The sequence below is a fragment of the Frankia sp. RB5 genome, from assembly GCF_059816245.1.
This window is the reverse complement of the sequence record NZ_JCBATA010000024.1, coordinates 60441-73989: the sequence shown is the minus strand read 5'-3', so window position 1 is coordinate 73989 and position 13549 is coordinate 60441. Positions and strand designations below refer to the sequence as shown.

Below are 13549 nucleotides of genomic sequence, written 5' to 3'. Positions count from 1 at the left end.
GGTCTCCTGGGTCAGGCCACGAGGCCGGTCGCGCCGCCATTCCTGCCGGCGTACTTGTTGATCTCGTTTCTGACGGGCACGGCGATCTGCGCGGCCAGCCGGGCGATCCCCGCGCTGTCCGCGTAGACCGGGCCGGAGAACATCACCTGCACCGCCTGGCCGACCTGCTGCGCGGCCGCCGCCGCGGTGGTCGGAGTCGGGTTCGCGACGGCGCCGGCGATCCCGGAGATAGCCGGGGCGATCGTCTGGAGGTAGGAGGCGACCTGCGGCCAGCGGGCCTGGAGGCCCTGACGCAGACTGTCCATGATCGCGTTACCGGCGGGGATCAGGAGACGCCGGTCGTACTCGATCGGCCCCTTCAGGCGGGTGATCGCCCGACCCATCCCGCCGACCAGCCCCTTGACCTTGTCCCAGCCGGCCTCGATGCCCTTGAACAAACCTTCCATGATCTTCCGGCCGGCGTCGACCAACCACTGCGACGCGTTCGCGAAGTAGCCGGTCACCTGGGCGCCGAAGCCGGCCACGACCCCGAGCACCTTGCCGATCGCAACACCGACTGTGCCGACCAGCGCCGACAGTGCGGAGACCAGAATCCGGATCGCCCCGACGACGACGGTCAGCGCCGCCGTCAGGATGTTCGCGAAGGTGACCGCGAGGTTCACCAGCAGCTGGATCAGCGGCATCAAGATCGGCATCAGCGCGTTCAGGAGCGCGACGACTAGCTGCGCCAGCACCGGGATCAGCGGCAGCACCGACATCCCGATCTGGAGGAACGCCGGGATCAGGGGCAGCAGCGCGGGCAGGAGCGTCACCACCGCCCCGATCACCGCTGTCAGTGCCGGAGACGCCTCCTCCAACGCGTCGACCAGCGCCGCGGCGATCTGCTGACCGGCCTGGACCAGCACCGGCAGCAGCGGCTGAAGGGCGCTCAGGAGCTGCGCGATCAGCATCCCGGCGATCTCCGCCAGCGGGCCGACGAGCGAGAGGAACGCGGAGACGAGCTGGCCGATCGGGGGTAGCAGCGGGGTCAGCGCGGTCAGGATCTGCCCGAGGGCTTTGCCGACGGACAGCAGCACCGGGGCGAGGGCGGTCATCAGCTGGGACAGGAGCCCGCCGGCGGCGACGGCGAACTGGCCGAGGGGCCGGGCGATCTGCTCGAACGCCGGGCCCATCAGCGACACCGCGCCCAGCAATTTCAGGATCGGGCCGAGGGGGCCGGTCGCGAAAAGCATCAGGAGCGGCATCAACTGCGAGAACAGTGGCGTCATCTGCTCGAACGACGGGAGAAGCTGTCCGAGGATTTTGAACACCTCGGACAAGGCGTTCCCCAGTGCGCCCGAGAACGCCTTCCCGAGCTCCTGAATGATGTGGATGACGGCCTTGTTCTGGGTGAACTGGAGGAACGCCTGCGACAGGGCTTCCAGGGTGTTCAGGATCCCGCCGCCGGACATCTGGAAAGCACCGAACAGGTTCCCGATACCGCTGCCGACGTTCCCGAGGATCCGGCCAAGCTGCTTCAAGTGCTCAACCGCACCGCGAATGATCTCGGTGAGCCGGCCCGACGCGTTCGCCTGCTCCGCCCACAGGCGAAACTTCTCGGCGATACCACCGACACCACCCGAGATTTCGGCGAGCACGGGGGAGGCCGCAGCGCCGATCGAGAAGAAGCCGCGGACCACCGAGACGAGCGCGTTCCCGAAATTTTCGGTGGACACCGCGTTGTTCTGCATCATCGTCTGGAGCTCGCCGCGGAACCCGGGCCCCGAGAACAACCGTCCGGCCCTCTCGGCAACCCGAGATATGCTGTCGGCCGTGGAGCGGATACCCGCTTTGAAGACGTCGAAATTGGTCATGACGTTCTTCAGTGCGGACGTCATTCCGGGGAAAACGTGGCTCGCAGCCTCTTTGAGCTGGTCGAACTGCGGCGCGTAACTCATCAAGGTCTTCACGAACTCGCGGGCGAGCGGTTGGAGCTTTGCGAGTGCGTCGGCGTAGGCGTTCGTCCCGCCCGCGCCGGCCGTGCTGGACTTCTCCCGGGCCTGCGCGAGGGCGTACTCGGCGTCCGCGACGCCGCGCAGGGCGTCGCGGATCTGCCGCTGCCCCTCCCGCTGGGTGTCGACAACGTTCTGGGCGGCGTCGTTGGCCCGCTGCTGGGCCTCGATGACGTCGTCCTGGCCGTCGACGCCCTTCGCGGTCATGTCCGCGAGTTCCGTCTTGTTCTTGACGATTTCCTCGCGGGTGTCGCTCAATGAATTCTTGGCGCGCTCGTAGGCGAGGATCGCCCTTTCCTGGTCGTCCGCCGTCGACGTGGAATCGCCCTGGACCCGCTGCAATTCCCGCTCGGCGTCCCGGACGGAGAGGGCCGCTTCCCGCTCGTCGAGCGAGCCGCGTTCGACCTCGCGGCGCAGATCCTGAAGGCGCTGCAATGCGTCCTGGCGGGCCCGGTTCAAATCTTTCTGGGCCTGCATCGCGTCGCGCTGCGCCGCGATGTTCCGCCGCTCAGAAGACTGGTAGGCGTCAGCGAGATGCTCGCGGGCGTCGCCGAGGGACCGCTCGGCCTGCTGGATCGCGTGGGCGCGCTGTTTCGCCTGCGCGGCGGTTTCCCCGCCTCCGCCTCCGCCCCCGCCGCCACCCTGGCGCTGCTTCAACCCGGCGCTGATTGCCGAACCGACGCCGGAAAAGGCGAGCTTGAGCGTTCCGAATGCCTGCGCCAAGCCAAGAACCGCCGGGATGGCGACGGCCGCGGCCGGGGCGATCGCGCCCAGAACCGCGCCGACACCGGCGATTGCCTGAAGGCCGGACGCGGCTACTCCGAGGTAGGCGACCGCATTACCGAACGCCGAGGTGAACCCGGCGAACAGCATTCCCGCACCGGCGAGCCCGCGGGTGAACTGCGCCGTATCCAATTCCAGCGTGGCGTACAACCTGCCGACGTTGAGACCGCCGCCGACGGAGGCCATTAGGCCTCCCGAGGCTGCTCACATGCGGTTGATGAGACTGCGGATCTGCGTCTCGTCCGTGACGAGCGCGGGGGCGTGGCGGACGACCTGCCGGTAGACCGCCTCAGCGGACAGGCCGCCGAGGTAGCGGCAGAACTCCCGCCAGGACAGGCGCGCTACCGCCTCCTGCGCGAGGCCGTACTCCCGCGCGAAGTCCGCGACGACGAACGGCCAGAAGCGGATCCAGCCGGGCGGCTCGCGGCGCGGCGTTCCGCCCGGTTCGTAGGGCCCGCCTGGGACTGGGCGACCTTCTCCGCGGCCTCCGCGAACGAGATCCGCCTGCCCTCCGCGTTCGCCAGCGCCCAAGCGCAGACGACGGGGAACTGCGACCTGGTCATCCCGTTCGAGATCCAGAGGGACAGGACGTCCTCACCGAACATCAGGTCGATGACGCGTTCCAGGTCGCGGTCGGTCAGCTCGCCGCCGCGGCGCTGGAGGATGACCTCGACCTCGAGCGGGAGGTCGGTGGGAACCTCGACGTCGACGCCGCAGATCTTCGCCCGGCGGATCTCGACGACCGTGCCGTGTTCGGCCCAGTAGGCGTCGAAGTCCTCGTAGTCGCTCGGCCCGTCGTCCGGGTCGACGTCGTCCGGGTCGAAGATCTCCGACGGGTCGACCGTGTACTCGTCCAGCGGCTCGCGTGACGCCGGGGCGCTGTGCTCCGAGCGGGTCACGGGGCGGACGCCGTCATGGACGAGCCGGTCCTGGTGGCCGTCACGCTCCACCCGGTCATGTCGTTGTTGCCGCCGCCCTGCTCGCCGATGCTGAGGATGGCGTCCCAGACCTTCCACTGGGTGTCCATCGGGTGCCGGAATCGCACGCGGCCGACGCTGTCCTCGGCGAGGCTGTCGGCGATGACCTCGCAGCGGGCCTGCCCCGCGTCCTGGACGCCGGTGATCGTGTCCTTGTAGAGCTTCCCCTCGCCCTTCAGGGACTTGCCGCGCTGCATCTTGCGGGACTCGGCGTCACCCTGCGAGTCGTAGGTCGTGACGTCGGTGACCTCTTCGCCTTCCGCCGGGTTCATCGTCCATTGGGTGATGCCCTTGATGGGGAGCCACGTCGTGCCGTCCGCGGCGCGGACCTGCACGATCAGGCTCCGCGCGGGGACCTGCGTCGCAACCATGCGTCGTCTCCTGAACTGCGAAAGCCCCGCCGGTGCGCCCGGCGGGGCTCGTGAAAGGTGGGAGGTGGGAGGTGTTAGGCGGGCCGGTGCTCGGTCGGCGCCATCACCTGGAGGTCGACTCCGACGACCCACTGCCAGCGGCCCTGCTCGTCCGGCGCCGACGTGGTCGGCCCGCTGTTGAGGCAGGTGGCGAGGCCGAGCCACATGCCGTCGGGCAGCTCGACATCGGACAGGCCGTGCAGCGCGCTGTAGATGCGTTGGGCGATCTGCTGGGCGCCGAACGGGGATCGGTCTCCGCGGACACGGACCTGGAGTGCCGGCATGTCCCAGGCGAGCAGGCTGTCCGACGGCTGCCCGTCCGTGGTGAGGACCGCGACGGCGACGTCGGGGCCGGCAGGGAGCTGCTCGACGTACAGGCCGACGGTGCCGTCCGGGTAGGCGCCGTCGGGCTGCCAGGCCAGGCCGGGGACGTTCGCGCCGAGCCAGGCGGCGATCCCCTCGGCGAGGCTCACCCGCGGGCGATGTCGAGGACGCCGAGGACGACCGATGTGGCCGCCGACAGGTCGACATAGACGGCACCGTCGGTCTGCTGGTAGGCGGCCCCACGGGTGTCGATGACCCGGCTGGCGCCGGCGGCGACGGTCACGGTCCGGTCGGGCAGGACGAGACCGTCCACCGTGTAGTTCGCGCGGACGGTGACGGTCAGGCTCGACCCGCCGCCGTTGCGGACCGCGAGCAGCCGGGTAGCCGCCCACGGGTAGGTGTGGCCGTTGGTGGCGTCGGCGGCGGTGGGGAACGGGTCGACGCCGGCCGGAGTGACGGTGGTCGGGGTGATGGCGGTGCGCGCCACGGCGCGCCTCCTCTCATTGGAGCTGGAGCTCCAGGTGGCTGGGGACGGGTAGGCCGCCGCCGTCCCGCGGTGAGGCGGCGAGCACCCGGGTGCGGGCGATCAGGGGGGAGCCGTCGCGGCGGAGAACGGTGACCATCGACTCGGCCGGGCAGACGGTGCCGAGGGGCAGCCAGACGGTGGCTGTGGCGGTGATCCGGCGGGATTCGCGGTCGACGGTCAGCGAGCGCCGCACCTCGGCGAAGCAGGGCAGCGGCGTGCCGGCTGGGCCGAGGATCGGGCCGTGTGCGCCGGCGCCCTGGTAGGGCTCGATGACGGCGAGGAAGCGGAGGAGCATCGCGGGGATGCCGGCCACCGGACCTCCCAGGGAGAGACGTGTGGCGCGGATCACGCGATGCGGGCGGGGGTTCGCGGTCGGGCCGCACATATAAGCCCGGTGAGACCGGCCGGCCCGCTACAACGAGCCGGCTACGATCAGCCGTGACGGTCCGCGCGGGGACGCGGAACCCGGGTTCAAATCCCGGCGGGCACCCCGGCGGTTGATCGGTACTCCTAGTCGTCTAGCGGCCCAAGGCGCCGCGTACCCGCGCGGCCGTCATCCGCCACCGATCCGGGATGATGGTCGGGTGCGCTGGGACCATGCAGCCCCATCGGGGTGGATCCACCGGTGCCGGCCGCCGATGGTGCGAGCGGTGACCGCGAGCGGCTGGACGCCTGAACTTCCCGCCGGGAACGTCTGGTTCTGCGGCTGCCGGCGGGCCTACGGCTCGCAGGGCGGCCGGTGGGTGCCGCTCACCCCGGACGTGGAGATCACGACCCTGTCAGCCGAGGACGATCGGCTGCCCGAGCAGCGGATACCCGCGCGAGTCCACGGCGGTCCGCAGCGCGGTGACGAGCCGGGGCGCGGCCCGGTCCCACGCTGATCCGGTCGTCCCACCGCCGCCCGACCCGCGCGAGATCGACACCGAGCCGATGCTCATCGAGGGATAGACCAGGCCGAGGCCGTCACGGTCCCCGGTCTGCTCCTCCCAGTGGACCTGCCAGCAGACCGCGCGGGCCATCGCCGCAGCGATCCGCGGGTCCGTAGGCAGCTCGGTCGCGGGATCGATCTCGTACCAGGCGTTGGCCAGCAGCTCGTCGAGGTACTCGGATGCGTCGGCCAGCCGGCGGATGATGTCGGCGGGCGGGGCCTGCCCGGTGGTCTGTTGGTAGTCGGCCGCGGTCGCGTACACCGGCCGGTACGGCGTCGTGCTGTCCAGAGCGGCAACGACGTCGAACTCGATGACCAGCACCCCGTCAGGCAGGGTGGTCGTGTACCGGCCCATGTGCCGGCCGGCAACGGTGGTCGTGTAGTCGTACAGGTACACGCCCAACGCCTCGTGGACGATGTCCCCCGGCGGGATCGCCGTGCGCGCCCCGTCCGGCAGCTGGACGTCGAGGGCGATCGTGTCCGGGTCGTCGGCGGCGCCGTCGATGTCGGCGACGCGGAGGGTGAGCCGGACGGCATCCCCGACGGTGTACGGCGATCCGGACACGGCCTGGTCTCCTCAGCTGGTCGAGCCGGTCAGGGTGGCCACGGGCCGCGCCGAGCCGGTGAGCCGGCCCTTGCGGTGCACAACGTGCACCAGCACCACCGGCACCAGCACTCCGGCAGCCAGGCCGTCCGGTTCTGCGCCGGCCCCGCCATGACCTTCCGCGGCGGGCGCGAGCACGGCGAGAGCCACCGTGGCCACGAACACCGTTGATCCGGCGGATGCCACCGCCACCGGGATCGACGCGGCGCAGACGACTGCCGCAGGGGCCACAGTCGAGCTGGTCGCAACAGCAGGGCCCGGAAGCTCAGCGGCCGCGGCCACCGGGTCGGTGACGGTGAGCCCAGCGCCGCCGCCCGCGACGGGCCCGGTCAGGTCCGCCGGGGCTTGGACGGTGCCGGCTGGGATCGTGCTGCCCGTCGCGACTGCCGGTCCAGTCAGCGCCGACGCGGGGAGTAGCGCGTCCGGTGTCGGCGTGCTCGAGGCCGACACCGACGGGTCGGGGATGGCCACGGCCGCGGCCACCGTCGGCGCTGCGATGGTGCTGCCGACCGCCACGCCCACCGCGGCAGCGGATGCCGTGGCGAGTAGCGGCGCCGGCTCGGCGGTGGATCCGCCCTGCACCGCGCCCGCGATGACCGCACTGGCCGCCAGGACGCTGTCGGCGGCGACCGTGCTGCCCGTCGACATCACCGGCGTGCCGACGGTGGACGTGGAGGCCACGGCCGTGGGCTGCGGGCCTGCGCCTGCCTGCACGGCGGGGGCCGGCAGCGAGGTGCTGGCGGTGGGCGTCCCGGCCGTGATAGCGGCGTCGAAGTTCAGCACCGGCACCGGAACACTCGCCGCAGCGAGCAGATCGGCCGGGGCTGCCGTCATGCCGGTCGAGACTGAAGGCGCGGCGAGTGACGCCTGACCGGGGACGGCTGCACCGACAGCGGAGGTGCCGCCGCCGATCGCCGCCAGCGGCACGCTGGAGAGAACCAGCACTGTGAGCGGCGCCGGGCCGGCTCCGGTGTGCACTGTCGGGACGGGAACATCGGCTGTGCCGCCCGCCGGGGACGGTGCGGCGCTCTGGCCGGTGGCCACCGTGGGGATGTCGATCAGAGCGGCCGTGGCGACGACGGCAGGTGCCGGCCCGGCGCCGGTCGACAGGATCGGCCCGTCCGCAGCGGTGGAGCCCTGCACCGCCTGTGGAACCGGCCCGGCGCCGGTTTGCATGCTCGGCGCGGGCAGGCCGGCGCTGGCCGAGAGGCCAGTGGGTGCCGCGGTCTGTCCTGCGCCCGCGGCACCGCCAGCCACCGTTGTAGGTGCCGCGACGGTGGACGCGTCGAGGGTCGATCCGACCGACACCGTCGGCGTAGGCATCGAGATGGCGACAGCGACCGACGTCGCCGAGGCGCCGATCGCCGGACCGGGCGCTGTGGTGACAGCGGCGACGACCGCCGGGGATGCTGTCGCCCCGGTGGACAGCGCGGGGGCCCCGGCCGTGGTCGCGGCGCTGGCGGTCGGCGGCTGGGCTGTCGCGCCGCCGCCCGCCGAGGGCGACGGCGTCGAGGTTGCCGCGACGGTGACGGCGGGAACTGCTGTCACGCCGCCGCCCACCGAGGGCGTGCCGAGCGAGGCTCCGGCGGCGACCGTGGACGGGATCGGGCTTGCGGCGGCGGTCGGCGCGGGAACCGCCGCCGTGCCCGCGATGACCGCTGGTGCGGCGGTTGCCCCCGTCGACACGGCCGGGGCCGACGTCGAGGACGAGCCCGCGACAGTTCCCGGCGTGACGCCCGCACCACCACCCGCCGCGGGCGACGCCACCGACGCCGCGACCGCGACCGCGCTGGGTGCGACCTGACCGCCGCCGCTGGCTACCGCAGCCGGCAGGGTCGTGGTGGCCGCGACGACGGTGGGGGTAACGGTTGCGTCCGTGCCGATCAGCGGCGCCGGGATCGACGCCGCCGCGGCGATGACCGTGGGAGCGGTCCGGACGCCGCCGCCCGCCGACGGGGCGGGAACAGCAGCCGAGCAGGCGACGACCGTAGGCGTAGCGGTAGACCCGGCGCTCGCCGATGGCGCCGAGATGCTGGTCGTCCCGCCGACGACGGCCGGGGTGGCTGCGGACGCGGCTCGGATCGCCCACATCACCCCGGCGCCGGACGCGTCCGCCGACCCGGACAGGGCGATCGTCTTGCTGGTGACGGTGAGCGCGGTCGTGGTGGTGGCGTACTGGGCGAGCAGGGACAGGCCGTCCGCGGTGCCGTTGCTGTAGTCGGTGGCCTTCGCGTAGGTCAGGCCGTCGCCGGTGAGCGCCGTCGAGGTGGACGGCTGGTCGTCGCGGACCGCGGCGATCAGCACGAGGCTGCCGTCGAACGAGGTCGTCAGCCCGGTGATCGGCCCGGCCGAGGTGGTCGTCTGGGTGAGCGTCGACCCGGTGCCGAGCTGGTCCTGCACTGCGGAGGCGTTCGCGCCGCGGAACGCGAGGATCTCCGACGCGTGATTGTCGTTCCCGCCGCCGGAATTGCTGGTGTAGGTGACCGTCGGCGCGCTGTCGCCTGCCTGGTACAGCCGGTAGAACAGGCTGATCCGCGCGAACCCAGAGCCGGTGTTCCGGTAGGAGACGACCGGCGTCCACCCCGACGGTGTGCCCGGTGTCGCCGGCCCGCCGGTACCCGACCAGGAAACGACACCGTCGACGAGGACCAGGAGGTCCGCAGGCTGGAGCCCGGCCGGCAGCGCCGGAGTCGCCGCGCCGGCCGTCGCCCGGGAGACAGTCCCAGCGGAGACGAGCGCGAGCCCGTTCCAGCCCGCCGACACCGTCGGTGCCGCTACCGCCACGGCCGCGGCGGTAACGGCGGGTGTCGCCGTCGCGCTCGCCGCCGCGACGACCGACGGCACGGCGGCGGCCACACCCACCACACCAGGTGTGGCGGTGCTTGAGAACGACGGCGCCGGAACCGACGTTGTCGCCGTCACGGCCGCCGGCGCGATGGACGCCGCGACCACCGGCGCCGGAATCGTCGTGGTGGCAGCGACCACTGCGGGCGTCGGGTTGGCGCTGGACGTGACCGTCGGCGTGGGCGTCGCCGTGGGCGCAGCCACCACAGTCGGGGCCACCGACGCACGGACGGTGTTGTAGTTGTCGAACGTCATCACACCGTCGGTGCCGGCGGTCGAGCGGAACGCTCTGGCGCGGGCGTAGACGGCGGTGAGGCCCGTCCCCCAGGCGGGGGTCGCGAGCGAGTGCCGGTTGGTCCAGGTCAGCCCATCGGCGGACGTGTCCCAGTAGATCGTGCCGGCGGTCTCACGGATCCGCAGCCACGCGTGGGCCGTGGTGTCGTAGGTGAGGTCTACCTGGGTGCCGATCGCCGCGTTGCCGGTGATCAGCACGGCGGAGAGCAGCGTCGCCCCGTTGCGGTACCACCTGATGCGGTTCGTCCCGGCGGTTTGCGAGTCGGAGACCTCGAAGGCGGACTGAATTGGCCCGGTCGACGCGGGGAAAAGGATCTTCGCGAACGCGAACGAGCCGGTCAGATCCTCGGCGGGCTGCCGATACAGGTTGTAGACGGTGTTCTCGACGGTCATCTCGACATGGCCACCACCGGCGTCGGCCGCCCAGACGATCGCGGTGCTGTTGGTGGTGCCCCAGTTCGTGCCGTTGATCGCCGTGTCGAACGTGTCGACGAACGCCTCGGTTTTCGCCACCGCGCAACCTCCAGGGGACGGCAGGCGGGGCGGGTGGCGAAAACCGTGACGGCTACGGCGTCAGGTCGATCTCGAACAGGCCGGTGCTGGCCCAGGTGATCGCGAACAGGCCGTTGTTCGTCGAGTAGTCCGCCCCGAACGTGATCGCGACGATCATCGCGTCGACCATGTCCGATGGGGCCGTGACCGGATCGGCGTAGATGATGCAGCCGCGCGCGTTCGTCAGCGTGGTCGCGGACACGGCGATGTCCGCCATGTCGTAGCGCAGGCTGCCGGCGGTGCCCTCGTCCAGCGTCGGCGCGGTCGACGTTGCCCCGGCCGCCGCTGCGGACAGGGCGACACCACCCGACGCCCAGCCGGTACCGGACACCTGGTTGGTAGTCGCCCAGTTCGGAGTGGCGCTGGAGTAGTTCAGCAGGCCGGAACCCTGGGTGAGGGCATCCGAGTGCAGGGCGATCTTGTAGGTGGCGAGCCGCAGGTCGACCTGCCCGCCGGTCAGCGTCGTCGCCCGCAGCACCTCCCGGAACGTGTGGACGTAGAGCCCGGAAGTCGTGAAGGACATGGGTTCCTGCTCCTAGCCGGAGATCTTCATCGTGAGCGTCTGGGGGGTGACGTGGACGTCCACCCGGTCATCGGGGGTGCCGTGCTCGGTCACGGTCGCCCCGAGCTCGTCCGTGGTGGCCTTGAACGGCTGGCCGGTGTCAGGGTGGGAGCGGCCCTCACGGACCCGGGGGCGGGTCCTGCCGCCGCGGAGGTAGCCGACGGACCGGACCTTGTCCGCGAAGTCGCTCATGCGGCGCCGTACCTGTCGATCAGGTCCGCCTTGGTGGACCGCTCGGCCTCGATCGGGTCCGCGCCGGAGCGGACCGCGTAGGCCACCCAGTCCGCTTTCGCCGCGTTCTGCGCCGGGGGCGGTCCCGGGTCGGTCGGCGTGTGGTCGGCGTGGACGATCCCCGGCAGCGCCGCGCCGCCCGAACCGTCCTCGGTGACCGCGGGGACACCGGTGCCGGTGCCTGCCGCTCCCTCCGGACTGGTGACGGGGGAGACGGGCGGCACACCACCCCGGCGGTTGCCGGGCTGCCGCTGGCCGACCCGGTCGGTGTAGTCCTCGGCCCGCTCGTGGCCGGTGACGACGGGCAGAGGGGCGTCGGGGTCCCACTCGGCCGGGTCGTCCGGGCCGACGACGCGGGTCCACGCCTTCTTCGCGAGCCGGTCGGCCCACACCTCGGCGAGCGGCAGCCGGAAGCTCTGGGTCGTGCCGTTCTCGACGCGGAACCAGCCGACCCGCTCCTCCTGCTCGGCCATCACACCTTCTCCGGGAGCAGGAAGGCGGTGATCGTGCCGGCGTGGGCCGCCTCGATGTCGATCGACAGCGACCCGTCGTTCTGGAGGAACCGGCCGGACTCGAAGGGGCCCAGCCAGGTCACGCCGGTGTTCGCCGCGACCGATGCGGTGATGTCGCCCTGCCCGGCCGCGATCCCGGGCGGGTAGGAGCCGGCCTTCACGGTGATGGTGTGCGCCGAGGTGTGGGTGTTGGTGACCCGCAGGACGGTGCGCTCCGGGTAGGCGCGAGCGATCGTGTGATCGTTGGTGATGTCGAGGCTGGTCCCGGCCGGATCGGCCAGGCTGCCGTTCCCGACGAACGTCGAGTAGGCCACGGCGGTACGCGCCATGAGAACTCCCTGTGTTCGGGCAACGCAAAAGGCGGACGCCCGGTGGACGTCCGCCTTTCGGTGCTGCTGGTGATGGGTGCGCTGGCCCGCAGCGCGGAAGGTCAGATGGTGACGTGGGTCCAGATCTTGCCGGTCTTGATGTTCGACACGATCGAGTGGCTGATGCCCACTGACCGGGCGATCGCCGTGACTCGCTCGCCTGCCAGGAGGCGCCGCTTGATCTGGGCGACATCGGCCTCGGTCAGCTTCGCCCGGCAGTTCCTGGAGCCGGTCTGCCGCTTCGAGACGGCCGCGCGGACGGACGCGGGCTTCGGGATCCCGGCCTGCGCCCTGCCGGTCTTCCGGCACGCTTCCCGCATCGCGTCGGTCACCTGCCGGTCCGGGCCCCACAGCGTTGCCCGGCGCTCGGCGCTGAACGGGATGCCGGTCTGCCGCGCGGAGATTGCCGCGCGCTGCTCGGGGGTGAGCTTGTGGCCGAGCATGTTGTCCGCGGTCGGGAGGATGTTGTACCCGAAGGCGGGATTGGCGGCGCGGAGCCCGTCGAGCCACGCCTGCTCGCGCTCGATCAGCCGGGCGGCGTCGGTGACCCCTTCGACGACGAGGAAGAAGAACGACGCCTCGCCGTACTTCAGCCACGCCGCCTGAAGGCGCGCGTTGTAGTGCTTCCCCCTGCTGAGCTGCCGCCAGTGCTCGGCCTCACGGCGTCTGGGAGTGACTGCGGATCCGACATAGACCTTCGCATTCCGACTGTTCGCAATGACATAGATCCCCGACACCAATAAAGCATATCGAGGAACCGCAGGAATCAGGCCGGACGGGTGATCAAGCCGTAGACAACAGCTTCCGGGCGGACCATTTTACTTCCGTACAAATAGAGGCCCTTGATCGCGTCGGCGAACTTCGCCTCGGGCCGGTAGGGCTCCACCTTGTTGATCTGCTCGGCGAAGGACATACCGATGTCGGTGCCGGCCATGATGACGTAGTCCGACCCGGAGGGGTTCGGCACGTTGTTCGACACGCGCAGCGAGAACCCGGCTGCCATGCCCACGACACCGTTGTGCAGCGCGGACCCGCCGTCACTGGACTTCTCGGCGTTGATGAAGTTCGCGTCCTTGCGCATCAGGCCGTGGAACCAGGGCGGGATGATGCACCAGCGGCCCTCGGACGGGATGTTCGCCTCGTCGAGCTTCACGCCGAGGTCGACGAGCGCCTCGTAGGCCTTGCCCGCGGCGGCCAGGGTGACCGCCGAGCCGGAGTTCAGCCGGTTCGCGACGTTGACCTGGGTGTAGAGGCTGGCGACGTACTGGTCGGCCTGGTCGCGGAGCCGGTAGGCGGCGCGGCGCATCGCCTCAGGCAGCACGGGGCCCATGGACTGCCGCTTGTCGATGTCGTCGACGTAGAACGCGAAGTACTTCGACTGGTCGACGGTGAACGTCCGCTGAGCGTCGGTCAGCTCCTCGGGGACGATCGTGGTGTTGTTGGCGGTGTAGTTCCCGATGGTCGGGTCGGAGATCGAGGTGATACGGACCGTGTCGCCGTACTGCTGGATCTCGCCCTCGTAGTCACGGTTGACGACCCCCGGAGCCGCGTAAACGAGGCTCTTCTCCAGGGCGGTCATCAGAACCGCATGCCAAATCTGAGGCTTGAACCTCGTGAAGCTCATTAGAGCTGCGCCTTTCGGG

At 71.1% G+C, this 13549-nt stretch carries 14 protein-coding genes; all 14 read right to left on the bottom strand.

Going from position 1 to position 13549, the window contains the following annotated elements; genetic code table 11:
• Nucleotides 1–11: 11 nt before the first annotated feature.
• The 14 genes from AC6EXY_RS15230 to AC6EXY_RS15165 all read right to left on the bottom strand — a co-directional run bounded on the left by AC6EXY_RS15230 (nucleotide 12) and on the right by AC6EXY_RS15165 (nucleotide 13485).
• Complete coding sequence (locus tag AC6EXY_RS15230) at nucleotides 12–2960, bottom strand: phage tail protein (protein ID WP_499817165.1); 2949 nt, start codon at nucleotides 2958–2960, stop codon at nucleotides 12–14.
• A 155-nt stretch (nucleotides 2961–3115) separates the two neighbouring features.
• Complete coding sequence (locus AC6EXY_RS15225; protein ID WP_499842350.1) at nucleotides 3116–3724, bottom strand: hypothetical protein; 609 nt, start codon at nucleotides 3722–3724, stop codon at nucleotides 3116–3118.
• Nucleotides 3670–4122, bottom strand: a complete 453-nt coding sequence (locus AC6EXY_RS15220; RefSeq protein ID WP_499817167.1) for a phage tail tube protein — start codon at nucleotides 4120–4122, stop codon at nucleotides 3670–3672. The genes AC6EXY_RS15225 and AC6EXY_RS15220 overlap by 55 nt, the downstream gene beginning before the upstream one ends.
• Before the next feature lie 74 nt (nucleotides 4123–4196).
• Entirely contained in the window at nucleotides 4197–4634 is a 438-nt protein-coding gene (locus AC6EXY_RS15215) for a minor capsid protein (protein ID WP_499817168.1), read from the bottom strand.
• Complete coding sequence (locus tag AC6EXY_RS15210; protein WP_499817169.1) at nucleotides 4631–4972, bottom strand: hypothetical protein; 342 nt, start codon at nucleotides 4970–4972, stop codon at nucleotides 4631–4633. The genes AC6EXY_RS15215 and AC6EXY_RS15210 overlap by 4 nt, the downstream gene beginning before the upstream one ends.
• A 13-nt stretch (nucleotides 4973–4985) precedes the next feature.
• On the bottom strand, nucleotides 4986–5324 hold the full coding sequence (locus AC6EXY_RS15205) for a hypothetical protein (protein ID WP_499817170.1): 339 nt from the start codon (nucleotides 5322–5324) through the stop codon (nucleotides 4986–4988).
• Nucleotides 5325–5790: 466 nt separating this feature from the next.
• Entirely contained in the window at nucleotides 5791–6504 is a 714-nt protein-coding gene (locus AC6EXY_RS15200) for a hypothetical protein (RefSeq protein ID WP_499817171.1), read from the bottom strand.
• A 12-nt stretch (nucleotides 6505–6516) separates the two neighbouring features.
• A complete protein-coding gene (locus AC6EXY_RS15195; protein WP_499817172.1) occupies nucleotides 6517–10194 on the bottom strand; it encodes a beta strand repeat-containing protein in 3678 nt (1225 codons plus the stop codon).
• Between the two features lie 52 nt (nucleotides 10195–10246).
• Complete coding sequence (locus AC6EXY_RS15190) at nucleotides 10247–10756, bottom strand: hypothetical protein (RefSeq protein ID WP_499817173.1); 510 nt, start codon at nucleotides 10754–10756, stop codon at nucleotides 10247–10249.
• A gap of 12 nt (nucleotides 10757–10768) precedes the next feature.
• On the bottom strand, nucleotides 10769–10987 hold the full coding sequence (locus AC6EXY_RS15185; protein WP_499817174.1) for a hypothetical protein: 219 nt from the start codon (nucleotides 10985–10987) through the stop codon (nucleotides 10769–10771).
• Nucleotides 10984–11499, bottom strand: coding sequence for a hypothetical protein (locus AC6EXY_RS15180; RefSeq protein WP_499817175.1), 516 nt, complete (start codon nucleotides 11497–11499; stop codon nucleotides 10984–10986). Before AC6EXY_RS15180 ends, AC6EXY_RS15185 begins: the two co-directional genes overlap by 4 nt.
• Nucleotides 11499–11867, bottom strand: a complete 369-nt coding sequence (locus AC6EXY_RS15175) for a hypothetical protein (RefSeq protein WP_499817176.1) — start codon at nucleotides 11865–11867, stop codon at nucleotides 11499–11501. Before AC6EXY_RS15175 ends, AC6EXY_RS15180 begins: the two co-directional genes overlap by 1 nt.
• Nucleotides 11868–11968: 101 nt before the next feature.
• Nucleotides 11969–12643, bottom strand: a complete 675-nt coding sequence (locus tag AC6EXY_RS15170) for a GIY-YIG nuclease family protein (RefSeq protein ID WP_499817278.1) — start codon at nucleotides 12641–12643, stop codon at nucleotides 11969–11971.
• Nucleotides 12644–12672: 29 nt separating this feature from the next.
• Nucleotides 12673–13485, bottom strand: coding sequence for a phage major capsid protein (locus AC6EXY_RS15165; RefSeq protein WP_499817177.1), 813 nt, complete (start codon nucleotides 13483–13485; stop codon nucleotides 12673–12675).
• Nucleotides 13486–13549 lie beyond the last annotated feature (64 nt).